This is a genomic window from Streptomyces sp. MUSC 14, assembly GCF_001866675.1.
In the GTDB taxonomy this organism is placed as follows: Bacteria; Actinomycetota; Actinomycetes; order Streptomycetales; family Streptomycetaceae; genus Streptomyces.
On the sequence record NZ_MLYN01000018.1, the window covers coordinates 36,202 to 52,193 of the forward strand.

The window sequence follows — 15,992 nt, forward strand, 5'->3', positions numbered from 1 at the left end:
AGGCATGGAACACACGCCCTCCCGCGCACCCGAGACCGTCGGCCGCCTCACCACGGCGGCTCGGATGCGGGGCCTCGGCTGCCATGCGCGCTCCGCATCGGGGGCGCGGCGATGAGCGGCTTCGTGGCGGGGATCAGGCGCGGGGTGATGGCGGCCGATCAGTTCACCCAGATCGCCAACGGCCTGTTCCGCGATCCCCGGTTGTCCTTCAAGGCGAAGGGCTTGTTCGGACTCATCAGCACGCACCGGGACGGCTGGCGGATGACCGTCACCGAACTGGCGCGCCGCGGCCGCGACGGCGAGGCGGCCGTGAAGAGCGGGCTCAAGGAGCTTCAGAAGCACGGCTTCCTACTGAGGGAACGCGAGCGCAACCCGGACGGCACCCTCGGCGCGGCCGCGTACTTCATCACCGACCTGCCGAGCCTGCAAAACAGCAGGTCGCAACCGATGTCGGGTTTTCCACCGGTGGATAACCCGACGTCGGTTAATCGCCCTACTAAGAACACCAAGAGAAAGAAGACCAGCAAGCAGAACACCAGTCCCCTCCGTCCGTGCCCGATCGACGCGATGCGGGCATCCGGGCGGACGGACGGGCCGGATACCCCGAAGCCCCAACCGGCCGTGCCGGCCGTGCCGACGGCAGATGAGATGCACCCGGGGATCCGACTCCTGCTCGGACTCGGAGCAGCTCGCCCCGAACTCCTCCTGACCGGACAGGCGCTGACCGACCAGGGCCGCGTCGTGACCGTGATGCTGGAAGCCGGCTGGAGCAGCGAGCAGCTGCGGCACGTCATCGCCGGCCGGCCGCTGCCGACCCCGGTACGCACCACCGTCGGCGCGATCATCGCCGCCCGGCTCCGCGCCGCCCAGGCCTACCCGCCACCCGCCACCACCGCCCGCAGCCATGACGAGTACTCGCCACGGGAGCCGTTCGCGGCCCCAACCCGGTGGTCGTCGTCGGCGCCGACCGCACGCACCGTGAGCGAAGCCCTCACTCACCGGGTCCTCGTCGAGTGCGCGGGCTGCGGCCGCCCCGGGACCGCCCCCGGCGAAGACCTCTGCCCGGCTTGCCTCGACTGGCCGCCGTGCCGCACCTGCCCAGGACCAACCCCTCGCCGCGCTCACCCCGACGGCGACGGCCGCTGCACCACCTGCACCTCCGCCCTGACCGATCCTCTGGAAGCGAGCACCGAATGACGGACACGACCCCCACACCGCCCCGGATGACACCCCAGCCGCCTCTGCGTCCCTTCGTCCGCGATCCCCGCCGGTGGGAGGCGGAGCAGGCGAGGGTGCTCCAGGCCGGCCACGTCTGCCGCGACACCGCATGCACCAGCACTTGCGAGCCCGCCCTCGTCTACGAGCGCACCGGATGGGGGTGGCTGGCCTGGACCGTGCCCGAGGACGGCACGCCGCCCCAACACCCGAAGCAAATCGGGGTGCTCACCCCGGGCGCGACCAGGACACAGCGGCTGGCCGTGCGCTGGCTGACCAGGCACCCCGCCACCCGCATCGTCTGGGACCGCACGAGCTCCGTGTCCCTGCGGCTGTCCGCCGCCGCCGTGGGGGCCGTCAGCCTCATCGCAGCCCTGTGCACCCTGAGCCGCGGCGTCCCCGCCGACGTCGTGGTGCCGGCGATGCTGCTCGCACCGCTGCTCACCGAGCACCTCCCTGACCGGATCGACGAACGGGCCAGCGAACACGTCCGCATGGTCAAAGATGCCACTGCCTGCCGCTACCTGCAGCGCCTCGCCGCCCTGCAGACCTCGCTCGCCCAGGCCTACGCCGACAACGACCGCTACGAGCTGCGCCGCTCGGCCGAGATCGGCCACAATCTGCTGTGGGACGCCGCCGGCCTGCTCCAGGACCAGGACACCCGCGCGATCTCGGCCCAACTCATCCACCGCGAACGGCTGATGGTCCAGCTCGCCGACCAAGTCACCCAGACCCTCAAGCACATCCGCACCGAGGCCCGCTCCAGCGAAACGAACCAGCCCAGCCGGCACGAGGACCCGCTGGGCCCGTACCCGCCGGCCTGCCAGCCGACCACGCCGCGCCCCACGCCCGCCACCTCACTAGCGAAGGGAACCGTGTCCATGACTAAGCCCAAGTCCAGCGAGGCCAACCGCACCCCGGACGTCTACCTCCTGCTCGCACACGAGGCGTACTTCCCGGGTGGCGCCCAGGAGATCAACACCACCGTCGTGGCCGCCGCCTCCCTGCTGCACCCGCAGGTGCGCCAGCCCGACGGCGTCCGTATCCACGACCTCCTCACCCGTGGCCGCAGGCCGGGCGAGATCATCCCGCTGGCCACCCTCACCCACGAACTGGGCGGAGGCGCCGACTGGCCGGAAGTCGGCGACTGGGAGTACGTCACCACCGACCTGGTCCAACTCGTCCGTGCAGGCCGATGCGACGCCCTCAGCCTCGGCCTGCCTGAAATCGCACGCGCCCTCGTCTGCAACGGCCCGCACAGCCACGTACGCGCCTACGATGCCGCAGCCGATGACTTCATCGTCTACGGGTCCGCCGAGCGGGCCGCCGTGCTGGCCGAGGTCGGAGCCTTCCTCGCCAGCCTCGTGACCGAACAGGATCTTTGGCCCGGCGACGGCCTGCTGGCCCCACTCGCCCGACCCTCCCGGACGGGTCAGGAAGCCAGGTGATTTCAGGCATCCGAACAACCGGCCTTGCTTGAAAGGGGAGTCCACATGGTCGTCGGACTCGAAGGGCGGGCGTTGCGGGTCGGTCTCCGGCGCCTGCTTCACTGGCTCGCGCAGAGGATCACGACGTTGGGACCACCCCCTCGTACGGCGGGGGATTGCCGGCGGACGGGACCACCCCCGCAAGCGCAGGCACCACGGAGAAGATCTCGTCGATCAGGAGCGGACGTCGGGGCCAGAGCCCCGCATGCGCGGGGACCACCCGAATCCGGTGTTGCCCATGGCGTCGCTGGTGGGACCACCTCCGCAGGCGTGGGGACCACTCGTCGTCGAGGGCGGCGAACTGGGCGAGCAGGGGACCACGCCCGCAGGCGCGGGGACCACTTCGTGTCCTTCTCGTCCGGGTCGGCCGGAGGGGACCCCCTCGCAGGCGCGGGGACCACGAGTCCATCACCCGGCCAGAGGAGCTGCTGGAGGGACCACCCCCGCAGGCGCGGGGACCACGAGCAGGCTCTCGACCTGTGGTGGGAGTTCGAGGGACCAACCCCGCGGGCGCGGGGACCACGTCGCTCGGGACGGGATCTTGGCCCCGGTCGTGGGACCAACCCCGCGGGCGCGGGGACCACCGGCCCTCGCCCTTGCCCAGGACGACGACTTCGGGACCAACCCCGCGGGCGCGAGGACCACGACGGACAGCAACTGCCATCCCGGACAGGGAGGGGACCAACCCCGCGGGCGCGGGGACCACTTGTTCCTGACGGCGGCCCGGAAGGCGCCGGCGGGACCAACCCCGCGGGCGCGGGGACCACATGTCCGGGTCGTCCAGCTCGGACATCTCCTCGGGACCAACCCCGCGGGCGCGGGGACCACAGGAGGGGATGAGTGGACGACCAGGGCGTGAAGGGACCAACCCCGCGGGCGCGGGGACCACGGCGCGACCGGTACGGCCCAGGCGGACGCGCCGGGACCAACCCCGCGTGCGCGGGGATTACGCCACCGAGCCGATCCCGTCGAGGGTGTCGATGGGACCAACCCCGCGTGCGCGGGGACCACGATCTGCGTGGAGGCGGGCGTATGGCCGAGAGGGGCCCAACCCCGCGTGCGCGGGGACCACAGTTCGTCCGGGTACACGCAGGACACGGAGCCGGGACCAACCCCGCGTGCGCGGGGACCACGGCTCCAAGGTGGAAGGGGTGGTGTTCAGGCCGGGACCAACCCCGCGTGCGCGGGGACCACAGGCCGTGAGCTGGGCATTTACGCGGTGCATGGGTGGATAGTTACCTCTTCCAAGGAAACGGACAATTCACCCTCTCGGTTATTCGGTCTGTTGGCAGGAAGAACGCGTGCCGTGTTCCCTACTTCGCCGAGCCTCCTCCACGCACCACGCTAATACTGCGACCCGCGAAGCTACTTGCTTCGGTCACCCCGCCACCTCGGCGGAGTCGATGAAGCAAGCACCCGGCCGCCTGGAAGCCGGGCTCTCGGCCGCGAGCGTTCTACATCGTTGCTCTGGCCAGGACCTCCAGCGCCCGCCACGGTTCGTCGGCCTGCACTGTGCCGTCCGGTCGATCGTCGCCTGTATAACGGCCGCACCTTCCACCGGCACGTCCGGTACATCTAACGCTGTCTGCAGCGGCGCGCCGTCCCCGTCCGGGTTGCCTGCCTCTCTGTCGGCCGCGGCTGGCTCGGGACGGGTGAGGTGTCCGTCCAGGCGGATGGCGGGCGGGGGCACGGCATGGCGTAGCACGGTGTCCGGGGAGATGGTGAGGACGAGGGCGAGTGTTCTGGGCCGCTGTACCGGCCAACTGTGTGTGGGCCCGGCTTTGTCGGGTCCCACAGGTATTCAGGAGAGAGCCAGTTGGCGGAAGGTGTTGCGTACGTCGGTTAGGGGCTGGCGGTCGCGGGTGTGGTGCAGCTTGTTGGTCAGCAGGACCGCCCACCGGACCTGTTCCGGGGAGCCCCACATGCCGGTGCCGGTGAATCCGTAGTGGACCCAGACGTCCTGTTCGTCGGTGGTGCCGGGGGCCGGGTGCCAGAACAGGCCCCGGGCGGGCTGAAGGCCGCCGGTGTGCACGGTCAGGGAGTACGAGGTCCACTCGGCTCCGAAACCGGCCTGATTGGGTGCCGTGGGGGCGTCCAGCATGTAGCGCAGGAAGACGGTGAGGTCGTCGAGGATGGTGAAGACGCCGGCGATGCCGCTCACCCCGCCCAGCAGGCGGGCGGAGAAGTCGTGAGCTGTGCCCTTGAGGTGGGTGTCGGTGTCCTGGTCCAGTTCGGTCGGGGCGCGGCGGGCGGTGGTCTCGGGGGCAGCGGGCCGAAGCAGGTGGAGGTCATGCCGAGGGGCAGCCAGGTGCGGGCGTCGGCGAGCTGGTCCAGGCGCTGTCCGGAGAGGTAGCCGAGGATGAGGGCGGCCCGGTCGGTGTACTCGACGGTTTCGCCGGGTGGCCGGTGGAGGGCTTCGTGCAGCACGCCGGCCCGGATGGCCTGTGGGTCTGTGCCGTAGAGGTTCTTCAGCTGGGCCCGCAGTGGGAGGCCCGCGGTGTGGGTCAGCAGATGGCGGGCGGTGACAGCGCCGAGCGGACGGCCTTCGACTTCGGGCCAGAAGCCGCCCAGCGGCTGGTCGAGGTCGAGAACGCTGTCTCCCCAGAAGGTGCCGATGGAGGACCAGACGGTGAGGATTTTGGTGAGGCTGGCGGCGTCGAAGACGGTGTCGGGCCGCATCCGCGCCTCTGGTTCGTCGGGGTCCAGGACCCCGGTGGTGCCGGAGGCGCAGATGCCGGAGGAGTCGCCGACGGCCCAGACGGCTCCGGGGTAGACCTTGTCGCGGACGCCTACGTCCAGCAGTGCTTCGATGCGGTCGATCATGGTCTCGCTGTGGCCTGTTCCGCCGGTGCGTAGTGATGCTGGGGGTGGGGTTATGGGCGCGGCGCGAGCCTAGTTGGTGAGTCGCTGGCCGAGGTGGTGCAGCAGTCGGGCGGTGGCCGAGAGCGGGTGGCGGGCGGCGTTGACATACCCGGCTTCCCGGACGGCGGGCAGCAGGCCGGGGTCGGTTCGCAGCCGGTGCAGTTCCCGGGCGACCGCGGCGGGCTGGGTGAAGTCGGTGGCCACCGCCGTGGTGCCGAGTCCTTCTCGCAGGCCCGGGACGGGCTGGGTAGAGGACGGGCAGGCGCAGGCTTGTGCTTCGAGGCCGACCAGGCCCGTCGCCTCCAGCGTGGTCGAGGGCATGACGAGGACGTCGTGTTCAGTGAATGCCTTCCAACAGCCGCGGGCGTCGCAGCCAGCCCAGGTAGCGGGCCTGGATCCCGGCCGTGCGCAGCAGCGGGGCGAGCGCGTGGAAGTGGGGTCTGGGGGCGGCGATGCGCAGCTCGACGCCGGCCGCGCCGGCCAGGGCCCGCACCAGAGCGTGGCCGCCTTTCTCCGGGGTCAGCCGGCCTGCGTAGATCACCCTCAGGGGGCTGCCGTTGGTGCGGGCGGGCCGGGATGGGCGGGTGGTGATGAGCTGGTCCGGGATGCCCCACGGGATGTGCTCGATCTTTGCGCGGTCGGTCTGCCGGCTGCCGTGCGAGGCGGCCATCACGTCGTCTGCCCACGTTGAGCGCCCGGATGCCCGGGGCACCGCGAACCCGTTGATGGCCTCCCGCCGCACGGAACGCCACCCTGGGCGCGTCGACGGTGAGGACCAGAGCGCGGAAACCGGCGGCCTCGGCCCGGCGGATCAGGTCACGGCGCTTGAGCCAATACAACTGCATCCACAGCGGGCCGGTGGCCGCGGCGGCGATGCCCACTGACAGCCACACGTCACAAGATCTGCGTCAGAGCCCGTAATTCCCCACCCTGTCGGTGGCGAGAGGTCAGGTGTGAGGGGTCATCGACGGCTGATCAGTGACCTCTGGCAGACTCCGCGGCATGGGAATGTTCAAGCGGGCCAATGAGGCGGAGAGTGCTGGTCAGGCCGGGGAGCGAGCCGACCTGAGCATCCTGGTGCTGCAGGGCGAAGACATGATCGAACAGTTGGGTCGTGCCCACATGTCCTGGGGGCTGGGTTCAGCGGACCGCTGGGATCTGGACCAGACGACCGGCATCATTACCTGGACCTTCCCCGACAGGACGGCGACGGCACCCGCGCAGATCCTCGGCAGCTTCAGCCCCGGCTCGGGCTCATGGCTGTGGGCTTGGGCCAACAAGAGCATTCTCCCCGACATGAGCCGCGACGCCCGCAGCTTCCGGGACTGGGCAGAAGGCAACGGGCATCCCGCCCTTGCCCAGCCGAAGATCAACGCTGATGAGCAGGCTGCTTCAACTCTCGTGGCTTTGGCTGTCCGGATCACCGGGGCGACCGGCTATTACAGGGGGCCGGGAGGCACTTCTGCCGTGATCATCACCTTCGGGCCGGTCACCCTGACCGCTGCGGACGGCAAGGTCTCCACTTTCAACATCAATATCAACTAGCGTCGGCGAACCGGGCCGAGGGGCGCCCGGGCCTTCATCGCTCCAGCGTCGATCCGATGATTCCAGCGGTCAGCCGTCCTATGAGGTTGCCGTCCCGTTCTTGACGGCGGCGTGGACGCAGGACACGGTGGCCCCGTTGGGGCCAAGTTCGAGGAACCTCACCTGCTGCGGTTCCTGTACATCATGCATGCGGATGTATCCCGACAAGCGCTTCGCCCAGCACCCGTGGGCCGAGGACCACGAGGTTGGCCAGAAGTGACAGCTCCTGCGGCTCGCATAGGCTGGCCGGTCTCATCCGACGCACGACGCACCGCGACGAGGATCAGCCCATGCCTAACAGCACCAGGATCCGTCTGATAGAGCCCACCGATGCCGCCCCGATCGCCGCGCACCGGGTGCGGGACTGCGAGGCTTTCCGGCCGTGGGAACCGGACCGGCCAGCCGACTTCTTCACCCCGGAAGGCCAGGCGGAGCGGATCGAAAGGCTACTAGCCGGATACCAGGCCGGCACGGTCTGGCCGGGCGTGGTACTCGCCGACGACCAGGTGATCGGGCAGGTCACCGTCGGAGGCATCCTGCCGCAGCCGCACCTGCGCCGCGCCTCCGTCGGATACTGGATCGCCAGCGTCGCCCAGAACCAAGGGCACGCCGGGCACGCCGTCGGGCTCGTACTGCGGGTGATGGCAGACGAACTCGGGCTGCACCGTGCTGAGGCGTCCACCAATCTGGAGAATCTGCCCTCGCAGCGGGTGCTGCGCCGCAACGGGTTCAGCCCGTACGGCGTCGCGCACTCCTCGATCTTTCTCGACGGGAAATGGCGGGACGCGCTGCTGTGGGAGCGGGTCCTGGGCGGCTGAAAGGTCGTCTTCTCTCGATGTTTCATCCGAAATTGGTGTTTGATCCTGTGATGTCGGGTCGTGTCAGGAGATGGTGGCTTCGCCGGTGAGGCGGCGGGCCATCAGGTCGGTCATGGCGAGGTGGGGCATGGCTTCGGAGCGGGCGGGCAGGGTCTCGTAGTCGCGGGCCTGGCTGCGCTGGAACATCAGCCATCCGTAGGTCCGCTCTACAGTCGGTGGATTGGTCAGGCTGAGCGGTCGTTGGTAGGGCGGGGTGGCTGGCTGCACAGGCGAGAACGAACTGCCATCCGCGCCTGCTGCGACGCCCTGGACGACCACGAAGAGCGGCCATGGGGGAACTCGCCGGCTGGGGGAGGGACGCCCAACGCTCCCTGTGCACGCACGCTCTCTCCTGCGGACGCCAGAGCACCGGCTACCCACAGGGCCGCACGCGAAGATCCGTCGGGCTGGGGTCTAGATGACGGGTTCGCTGTCTCGGAGGTACAGCGGCCGTCCTGCGTCCAGGGCCTTCAGGGCGTGCTGGAACCGGCTCCGGATGCGGTCTTGGAGGCGAACGGAGGCTTCGGGGGTCGTGACGAAGGCGGCTTCGGACAGTTCGTCGTCTTGTGGCTGTAGCCGGTCGGCTTGGTTTTGGTCGAGGGTGCCGCCGTCGAAGATGAACGCGATCTGGTCGTCCCAGGGGCCGTGCGGGGCGACCCAGTCCACCACCAGCAGCCCGAGCAGGGTGACGTGTAGGCCGAGTTCCTCCATCAGCTCACGGCGTGCGGTGTCTTCCGGTGGCTCGTTGGCCTCCGTCATTCCGCCGGGCAGGTCCCATCCCGGTTTGTAGGTGGGGTTGACCAGGAGCACGCGGCCGGATGGGTCCCGCAGCAGCACATCGGCCGCTACGCGCTTGCGGGCTTGGTTCGCGTTGCCTTCCGCGAGATAGGCGTTCCAGGCGTCGGTGTCGGCGGGGTCCGGTGCTGTCGGCCTCATGTGGTGGTGCCTCTCGGGGGCGGCGGGATCAGATCGGCCAGTAGGAGCATTCTCGCGCGGCGTGCATCATCGAACCGTGTCAGGTACTCCCGGACCGGCGGGTATCTGCGGTGGGGTTCCAGCAGTCGGCGCAGCCCGTCGAGTTGCTGCACCACGCGGACCGAACCGAGAGTGGGGCTCGTGCTCAGGAGGTCATGGCCTACGTTCACCGCGGCGTCCAGGTCTCCCTGGCGCACGTGGATGTCCACCAGGCTGATCCGGCTCAGGGCCAGCGACCGCGCCCGCCCCGCCTCGCGCAGGGCGACCGCCTGTTCGGCATGCGCCAGCGCCTGGTCGTACTGCTCCAGGTCGCGCAGGATCAGCGCGGACTCGCTGGCCAGTGCGGCGGCGTCGAACGGGCTCAGCCACGGGTGATCAGCGGTGGCCGATGCTTCAAGGTCACTGCGCGCCGCCTCCAGGGCGCGGGCGGCCGGAGTCCGCTGAGCGGCGGCCGCGAGTGCACGTGCCTGCATGGTCTGCAGCCGCGCCGTCAGTGCCGGAATCCGAGGCCCTTGCGCGGCCAGGTCGAGCCCGCTCCGGGCCCAGCCGACAGCCCCGGCCGCGTCCCCGGTTTCAAGGGCAAGGTGGCTGCTGCTCGCGGCGACGTGCGCGGCGAGTGGAAGGTCCCCGGAGGTGCGGGCCAGGGGGAGTGCTCGGGTGAAGTGTTGGGCTGCGCGGTCGTCGTGTCCGGAGTCGTGCGCCATCCAACCGGCCATCTCAGTCAGCGCGGCTGCTGCGGCGAACACCTGCGGGCCGCTGCCGATGTCGACCAGCCGGGGCGCCACGCGGTCCGACAGGTGCCGGACGACAGCGCCGTACAACCGGCCACCGCCGGTCTGCCGGTCAGCGCTGCGGAAGTGGTCCACCGCCACCAGGTCGTCACCGTCCGGCGGTGGCCGGTCCGCCCGCTCATGCTCCGCGCGGGCCGGCGCCGGCTCCCATGACCGGCGAGCCAGTCCCAGCAGGTGACCGGGGATGTGGAAGGCGTCGGCGATCTGCTCGAAGAGGGTCAGCTTCTCGACCCGGCTCTTTCCGTTCATGTAGTCGTACAAGCGTCCCTGTGTGATGTCGGCAGCGGCAGCGATTCGCCGCGTACTGACACCACGCGCATTGAGCATCCGGAACACTGCGCCCATGTCCCGCTCGGCGCACGCCCTGAGCAGGCGTTCATCCCCGAGCAGCCCGGTGACGACCTCACGCGGGTCCGGTGACAGACGGTTCATCTGCAACTCCCCCGAGTAGTGAATGGAGCCGATGTTAAGGCCAACGCCGCACCTGTGACTCCGAGTTGGAGTCACCTTCTGGAGTCTCCTCGCCCCCTTCCCTGCGCGTTGACTGACTATCAGCTGCCAGGGGCTGTCCGTGAACGCCCTCCGGTGGCGCCTCGCCAGCACGTTTCTCCCTCCGAGGCACGCGGGCGGGGCTATCCCCTTATCCGTCCCGACCAAGGCGTGACGATGACCATGACCGACGAGCAGATGCGATCAGGGCAGTACCCGCGCCAGAGCATCACCCTCGCGAGCGAGGCTGCCAGCGTTCCCACGGCCCGGCAGATACTTCACGAGGCGTGCACCGATTGGGGACTGGACATGGCAGCCGCCGAGACCGGCGCGCTCCTCATGTCCGAACTGGTCACGAACGCAGTCCGGCACGGCCACTCACACAGTGTTCGGGTGATCGCGGAGCAGCCGACGCCTGACCGTCTCCGCGTCGCCGTGGTTGACAAGTCCCGTCGCTGCATGCCCGAGCTGCATCATGCCGGCTCGGACGCCTTCGGGGGCCGGGGCTTGGTCCTGGTCGACGCCCTCTCCGACCGCTGGGGCACAGACCTGCTGCCGTGGGGGAAACGCTGCTGGGCCGAAATCCTGCTCAAGAAGGCCCCTCAGTGACCGGCCGTCACAGGATGCCCGAGGCGGACGGCCGAACCGCCGGCGCAACCCTGCTGGGTGCGGTTGGTGTCGGGCTCGGCCTGGTCGCGTCGATCGTCACCACCGACGTACGCGCTGCCCCTCATGCGTCGTTCGGCTACAGCCGCCCCGACGCCGCTGCCCTGGCTGACCACACGAGTGGCCACATCTGCCGATGCGGGTCCCGCATCGCCCCCTGAACGTCCCGGGGCCGGTGACCGGCCGCCACGCTCCCGGCACCGGGACGCACCACCCCCGCGTGCTTCCACCGGCCGGCAGGTGGAAGCACGCGGGACGGTCCCTCACCTCCGGGACCACAACGGCCGTCCGCTCACTCTCCTGGGGCGGACGGCCCCCACAAGCCCCCTGCTGGGCCGTCTTGCTCATCACACCCCGGCCCGGCAGGGTCCAGCAAGAGCCGTACAACCGACCAAGGGAGGAACGTTGTTCGCTCACTCCGATCGGGTCCCGACTGGCACCCCGCTGCCGTCAGGAGCCCGCACCCCGGCCCCCTGGGGTCTGCGCCGCATGACGCCTTACCCGGCGCTCGCTCCCGGTTACGCGCGCGTCGAGCTGGATCCGGTCACCCAGACCGGCCGCTATTTCGACGCCACCGGACAGCCGGTGGTGATGCCGGGGCACGGCACCAGCACTGGCACGAACCCGCCCACGGGCACGAGCCCTGACGGCAACGGCACCACCCAGGACAGCGACACCGGGAACGACAACGATCAGTGACGCATCCGGGTCCGGTCCTGGTCGTCACCAACCTGGACGACCCCACAACCGACCTGGTGATTGACGAACTGCACGGCCGGGGTGTCCCGGTCGTGCGGTTCGACTCCGGGGACTTCCCCGCCACCTTGTCTGTTGCGGCCACCATCACCAGCGACGGCATCCAAGGCACCCTGACCACGCCGTCGCGTACCGCCGACCTCGGGAACGTACGGTCTCTGTACTACCGCCGCCCGTCCGGCTTTGCCTTCCCTCACCTCGATCAGCAGATGGCCCGCTTCGCCGTTGCCCAGGCCCGCTACGGGCTCGGCGGCATCATCGCCTCCCTCCCGGGCTGCCTGTACGTGAACCACCCGCACCGCATCGGCGACGCGGAGTTCAAACCATCCGGCCTCGCCGCCGCCGCGGCGGCCGGGTTCCAGCTCCCGCCCACCCTGATCACCTCGACGCCCGACACGGCCCGCTCATTCGTCAAGCAGCATGGGCCGGTGATCTACAAGCCGTTAGCCGCGCCGCTCTACCAGGACGCCGAGGGCATCTCCTGCACGGTGAAGGTGGACGAGGTCACCGCCGACGACATCGACGACGAGGTAGCCGGCACCGCCCACCTGTTCCAGCAGCGCGTGGACAAGGCGGCTGACGCGAGGGTCACGGTGATCGGCGGCCACGTGTTCACCGTCCGGATCGACTCGGACCTGCTGGACTGGCGCACCGACTACACCCGGCTCACCTACACCACCGTCACGCCCCCGGACGACCTGACTGCAGCCCTGTACCGGTATCTCGCCTCTTTCGGGCTGGTCTTCGGCGCTTTCGACTTCGCCATAGACCGCGAGGGGACATGGTGGTTTCTGGAGTGCAACCCTTCGGGACAGTGGGCGTGGCTGGAGCCCGAGACCGGCTTGCCCATGATCGCGGCCATGGCTGATCTGCTGGAGAGGAAGAACACCACGTGAGCGACGACGACAAAGCCCTACGCCTGGCGCTCGCCGACCGGCTGGCCGCCGGCGGACACCTCCGCACCGCACCATGGCGAGCAGCCGTCGAAGAGGTACCCCGGCACGAGTTCCTGAGCGGCGGCTTCTTCGAGCCCGCACCCGGCTCCGCACCGACCGCATGGCGGTCGGTCATGCCCGACGATCCCCGATGGCTCGAGCGCTGTTACGACGACGACTCCCTGGTCACCCAGATCGCCGGCACCATCGCCCCCCGCGACATCCGCGGCGAGATCCTGCGCGCCCCCACCTCGTCCCGCACCCTGCCGTCCCTGGTGGTGCGCATGCTGGAAGAGCTACGCGTGCAGGACGGGCACAGGGTGCTGGAAATCGGATCGGGCTACTCCACCGGACTCCTGTGCCACCGGCTCGGCGACGACCGCGTGACGTCCGTGGAAGTCGACACCGACGTTGCCGCCGCGGCCCGGGTAGCCCTCGGGACCTGCGACTACTACCCGCGTGTGATCGTGGGTGACGGTCTGGCCGGTTGCCCCGACGGCGCACCGTATGACCGGCTGATCGCCACCTGCGGCGTGGTCGATCTCCCTTACACGTGGGTGGAGCAGACCCGGCCCGGCGGGACCATCCTCGCCACTCTGTCCGGCTGGCTGTATGCCTCCGAACTCGCCCGCCTCACCGTGGGCGAGGACGGCACCGCACGCGGCCGGTTCCTCGGCGGCCAAGTTTCCTTCATGCTCGCCCGCCCCCAACTCCCGCCGCCCCTGGGCACCCTCCCCGACCTGAACGCCGGACACGAGCACCCCGCCACCCTCGCGCCCGACGTGCTGAACGACTGGAACACGCGCTTCGTCGCCCAGCTCGCCGCCCCCCAGGCCCAGCGCGTCACCCTCACGTGGGACGGCCGGGAGACACATGTGCTCCTCGACGTCGAACAGGAGTCATGGGCCGCGCTCGCACAGGACGGCGACACCTGGACAGTCCGCCAGGGCGGACCCGAACGCCTCTGGGACGCCGTTGAAGAGAAGGTGACGCGGTGGCGCACCGACGGCGCACCGCCGCTGGAAGAGTTCGAGTTCATCGTCACACCCGAGGGACAGGCCGCGACGTGGGCTAAGGTCTGACCCCGAGAACGAGGGAGGGTGAGCGATGGATGAGCCGGAAGACGAGCCGCTGAGCGAATGGGCGGACCGCCGCGCCGCACGCCGGCGGCCAGTCGGTGAACGCCGCGCCGTCACCCTCGGCACCGGCCCGGAGCGCGCCGCCCACCTGGACCGAAACACCCCCCGGATGATCATGGAGTGGGACGGCTACCAGTGGGTGCCGGTGACCACCGTGGACAACTACGCCGCCGCGCAACGGATGCTCCACGGCATCAGCAACGAGGCGACACAGATCATGGTTACGGCCCGAGACGGACGGCCGCCGATGGCCCCCGGACGCGGACGCCACCGCAAGCCCTAACGCGCAGCCCGAGCACGACAACGCCCCCGCCGATTCCTTCTTCGACCGACGGGGGCGTAGTCGTGCGTGGGGATTACTGCTGAAGGACTTATTGCGGTGCTGCTCGCGCCGGCGGTCGGCCAGAACGGGCTTGATCAACTCGCTTGCGAGGAGATCGGCGATCACGACGCGCAGTGGCGCCGCTGGCGCGAGGAGACCGTGGCCGCGCATGCAGCCGTTACCGCGTACGCCAAGGCGTCCGGGGAGGGCCGGCATGAGGTGGAGCAGGGATGTGAAGGCGGCGGTCCGGCACGCCACGGAGGATCCGGCCGAGTAGCCGGAGGCCGCGGGGTCAGCGTGTCGACAGGCGGTACTCGTCGATAGGTGGCACGTCGCGCGCGATGGACGTGGTCATGGGCTCGATCGTCTTGGCGATGGTCGCGGTGCCGTCGAGGAGCTGGTGCTCGAAGTCCGTGAGTGGCCGGCGTGGGGCGGGGCCCAGCTCGTAGCAGTGCCGGTCGAGCTGCTTTCGTGCACGGTCGCGGCTCGGGTACGGGCGGTGGGCCATGGCGTCGCCTCCTTGATCCTCGTCAGGATGGCAGACGCTCACGGTTCCTCTGGCCAGGTCGTCAACACCATGCCGGTCTCCTCGTCGGTGAGGGTGACCTGGGCGTTCGAGATGCTGCTGTACTCGTCCTTCCAGCCAGCGAACTTGCGGCGCGCGGTCGCCTCGCTCCACCACCAGCCGTGCTGTATCGGCTGGCCGCTGGTGGTGAGCAGCAGGTGGTAGCGCCCCGGACCGGTCATGCGAGCCGGATCCCTCTCGCTGGGCCCGGCGTGCGGACGATCGCCTGCTTCGTCTCCAGCTCGACCAGCTGGTAGTGCACGCTACCGATGCGCATGCCGACCGCTTCTCCGATCTCCCGCACTGTCGGCGCCTCGCCGCGGTCGGCGATTGCGTGCCGGATGCAGCGCAGGACGCGCTCCTGGGTTTCGGTGAGGTGCTCTACACGGTGCATACTCAGGCTAGAGCACGTGTTCGAATTCTTCAGCAGGTGGGGACACGACCGCACGGAGAGGAGCGAGTGTCCCGTGTCATCGAACATTGAGCGTTGTCAGCGAAGTTTGGCCACCCGTAAGTTCGTGCCACCGATGCTTGAGTGAACTCGGGCTGCTTGACTACGGAGGGTGACCGTGTCGGACGCGGTGTACAGTCTGCTGGGGGCGCTAGGCGGTGCGATCGTCGCAGGCACCGCTACGTTCTACGGGCCCCTTCAGCTGCAAAAGCGAGCGCTCCGAGAGGCGTCAGCGGAGCGCGACTCGGCTCATGCCCATGCCGAAGCAAATCGGCAGTCCGAGATGCAGCGTGCTCAGGTTGCTCGGGTCGTGCAGGTGCGTAGGGCCATGGCCGCGTGGGACAACCTCTTGGGGCGGACGTTTCGCCTGCTCGAAAACGGCACGGTCGACTCCGAAGCGTTTCACCAAGCGGCGGAGCGGGCGCGTGTCGACGCGAGTACGGCCCTATACGAGGCACTGAACGATGGCTTGTACATCCCAGCAACGAAAGGTAGCGGCGCCCGCGAGCGGCTGGAGTTCGGCGACTACCCGGACCTGCGGGACGATCCCGCAGACTCGAAGTGGGTCCTGGACAAATTCGAGAAGGCGACAGAGGCCTTAAACGCCATGGCGGAGAGCGACGCGGACTCTTCCAGCGACGCCTGGGTGGAACTGTGGGAAGACACGAGGCATCACATTCTGAGCGCGCACAGGTGTCGAGCTGATCTTTCACACGCACTGATGCGACACGTCGAGACCATTGCAGATGTCACCACGATCGAGACTCGCTGTCTCATCTCAGTCAACCTGGCCCCGGTCTCGGACGATCTGGTCCAAGACGTTTGTCGCCTCAGGCGTTCTGGCCCATAGTGTCCGTTCAATCGTCGGCTCGTTGGCTCGGGTGTGTCCGCTGTCCCG

At 69.4% G+C, this 15,992-nt stretch carries 16 protein-coding genes, 4 pseudogenes and 1 CRISPR repeat array; of the genes and pseudogenes, 10 read left to right on the plus strand and 10 right to left on the minus strand.

Annotated features, from left to right (window positions below):
* Positions 1-117: 117 nt before the first annotated feature.
* Both BIV25_RS10700 and BIV25_RS52640 read left to right on the plus strand, forming a co-directional pair.
* Positions 118-1,197: pseudogene (locus BIV25_RS10700) on the plus strand (hypothetical protein); the annotation flags it as partial.
* Positions 1,194-2,663, plus strand: a complete 1,470-nt coding sequence (locus tag BIV25_RS52640; RefSeq protein ID WP_256255740.1) for a hypothetical protein — start codon at positions 1,194-1,196, stop codon at positions 2,661-2,663. The pseudogene BIV25_RS10700 and the gene BIV25_RS52640, both read left to right, overlap by 4 nt.
* A gap of 167 nt (positions 2,664-2,830) precedes the next feature.
* A CRISPR array of direct repeats spans positions 2,831-3,896; the repeat unit is 29 nt; unit sequence GGGACCAACCCCGCGGGCGCGGGGACCAC.
* 607 nt (positions 3,897-4,503) lie between these two features.
* Here the strand turns inward: BIV25_RS52640 and BIV25_RS46755 are convergent.
* The 4 genes and pseudogenes from BIV25_RS46755 to BIV25_RS46760 all read right to left on the minus strand — a co-directional run.
* The gene (locus BIV25_RS46755; protein ID WP_079176562.1) at positions 4,504-4,863 is read right to left on the minus strand and encodes a serine hydrolase; all 360 of its coding nucleotides are present in this window, start codon (positions 4,861-4,863) and stop codon (positions 4,504-4,506) included.
* Positions 4,860-5,525, minus strand: coding sequence for a serine hydrolase (locus BIV25_RS10710; protein WP_079176563.1), 666 nt, complete (start codon positions 5,523-5,525; stop codon positions 4,860-4,862). The genes BIV25_RS46755 and BIV25_RS10710 overlap by 4 nt, the downstream gene beginning before the upstream one ends.
* Positions 5,526-5,594: 69 nt before the next feature.
* Positions 5,595-6,210 (minus strand): annotated as a pseudogene (locus BIV25_RS49185) (glycosyltransferase family 4 protein); the annotation flags it as partial.
* A gap of 109 nt (positions 6,211-6,319) precedes the next feature.
* Positions 6,320-6,409 (minus strand): annotated as a pseudogene (locus BIV25_RS46760) (alpha-hydroxy-acid oxidizing protein); the annotation flags it as partial.
* Positions 6,410-6,566: 157 nt separating this feature from the next.
* Between BIV25_RS46760 and BIV25_RS10725 the strand changes: the two are divergent.
* Entirely contained in the window at positions 6,567-7,109 is a 543-nt protein-coding gene (locus tag BIV25_RS10725) for a DUF6882 domain-containing protein (RefSeq protein WP_071371994.1), read from the plus strand.
* Positions 7,110-7,438: 329 nt separating this feature from the next.
* Entirely contained in the window at positions 7,439-7,966 is a 528-nt protein-coding gene (locus BIV25_RS10730) for a GNAT family N-acetyltransferase (RefSeq protein ID WP_071371995.1), read from the plus strand.
* 63 nt (positions 7,967-8,029) lie between these two features.
* Here BIV25_RS10730 and BIV25_RS10735 read toward each other — a convergent pair.
* The 3 genes and pseudogenes from BIV25_RS10735 to BIV25_RS10745 all read right to left on the minus strand — a co-directional run.
* Positions 8,030-8,176: pseudogene (locus tag BIV25_RS10735) on the minus strand (IS5/IS1182 family transposase); the annotation flags it as partial.
* A gap of 243 nt (positions 8,177-8,419) precedes the next feature.
* Positions 8,420-8,941 carry an NUDIX hydrolase gene (locus BIV25_RS10740; protein WP_071371997.1) on the minus strand — a complete coding sequence of 174 codons (522 nt, stop codon included), beginning with the start codon at positions 8,939-8,941 and terminating at the stop codon, positions 8,420-8,422.
* Positions 8,938-10,203: a helix-turn-helix transcriptional regulator gene (locus BIV25_RS10745; protein WP_071371998.1), complete on the minus strand. Its 1,266-nt coding sequence runs from the start codon at positions 10,201-10,203 to the stop codon at positions 8,938-8,940. The genes BIV25_RS10740 and BIV25_RS10745 overlap by 4 nt, the downstream gene beginning before the upstream one ends.
* Positions 10,204-10,437: 234 nt before the next feature.
* Between BIV25_RS10745 and BIV25_RS10750 the strand changes: the two genes are divergently transcribed.
* The 5 genes from BIV25_RS10750 to BIV25_RS10770 all read left to right on the plus strand — a co-directional run bounded on the left by BIV25_RS10750 (position 10,438) and on the right by BIV25_RS10770 (position 14,039).
* Positions 10,438-10,869 (plus strand): ATP-binding protein, encoded by a 432-nt coding sequence (locus tag BIV25_RS10750; RefSeq protein WP_071372054.1) that lies wholly within the window; start codon positions 10,438-10,440, stop codon positions 10,867-10,869.
* A 462-nt stretch (positions 10,870-11,331) separates the two neighbouring features.
* Positions 11,332-11,625, plus strand: a complete 294-nt coding sequence (gene tgmA / locus BIV25_RS10755; RefSeq protein WP_071371999.1) for a putative ATP-grasp-modified RiPP — start codon at positions 11,332-11,334, stop codon at positions 11,623-11,625.
* Complete coding sequence (tgmB, locus tag BIV25_RS10760; protein ID WP_071372000.1) at positions 11,622-12,578, plus strand: ATP-grasp ribosomal peptide maturase; 957 nt, start codon at positions 11,622-11,624, stop codon at positions 12,576-12,578. The genes tgmA and tgmB overlap by 4 nt, the downstream gene beginning before the upstream one ends.
* Positions 12,575-13,699: an ATP-grasp peptide maturase system methyltransferase gene (gene tgmC / locus BIV25_RS10765; RefSeq protein ID WP_071372001.1), complete on the plus strand. Its 1,125-nt coding sequence runs from the start codon at positions 12,575-12,577 to the stop codon at positions 13,697-13,699. Before tgmB ends, tgmC begins: the two co-directional genes overlap by 4 nt.
* A gap of 25 nt (positions 13,700-13,724) precedes the next feature.
* On the plus strand, positions 13,725-14,039 hold the full coding sequence (locus BIV25_RS10770) for a DUF6087 family protein (protein ID WP_071372002.1): 315 nt from the start codon (positions 13,725-13,727) through the stop codon (positions 14,037-14,039).
* A 331-nt stretch (positions 14,040-14,370) separates the two neighbouring features.
* Here BIV25_RS10770 and BIV25_RS10775 read toward each other — a convergent pair whose 3' ends face one another.
* Genes BIV25_RS10775 through BIV25_RS10785 form a run of 3 tightly spaced genes read right to left on the minus strand, consistent with a single transcriptional unit; the run spans position 14,371 to position 15,037 of the window.
* Positions 14,371-14,586, minus strand: a complete 216-nt coding sequence (locus tag BIV25_RS10775) for a hypothetical protein (protein ID WP_071372003.1) — start codon at positions 14,584-14,586, stop codon at positions 14,371-14,373.
* Positions 14,587-14,624: 38 nt separating this feature from the next.
* Complete coding sequence (locus tag BIV25_RS10780) at positions 14,625-14,825, minus strand: hypothetical protein (RefSeq protein ID WP_071372004.1); 201 nt, start codon at positions 14,823-14,825, stop codon at positions 14,625-14,627.
* A complete protein-coding gene (locus BIV25_RS10785; RefSeq protein WP_256255741.1) occupies positions 14,822-15,037 on the minus strand; it encodes a LexA family transcriptional regulator in 216 nt (71 codons plus the stop codon). Before BIV25_RS10785 ends, BIV25_RS10780 begins: the two co-directional genes overlap by 4 nt.
* A gap of 385 nt (positions 15,038-15,422) precedes the next feature.
* Here BIV25_RS10785 and BIV25_RS10790 point away from each other — a divergent pair, with 385 nt between their 5' ends.
* Positions 15,423-15,944, plus strand: coding sequence for a hypothetical protein (locus BIV25_RS10790; protein ID WP_143076611.1), 522 nt, complete (start codon positions 15,423-15,425; stop codon positions 15,942-15,944).
* Positions 15,945-15,992 lie beyond the last annotated feature (48 nt).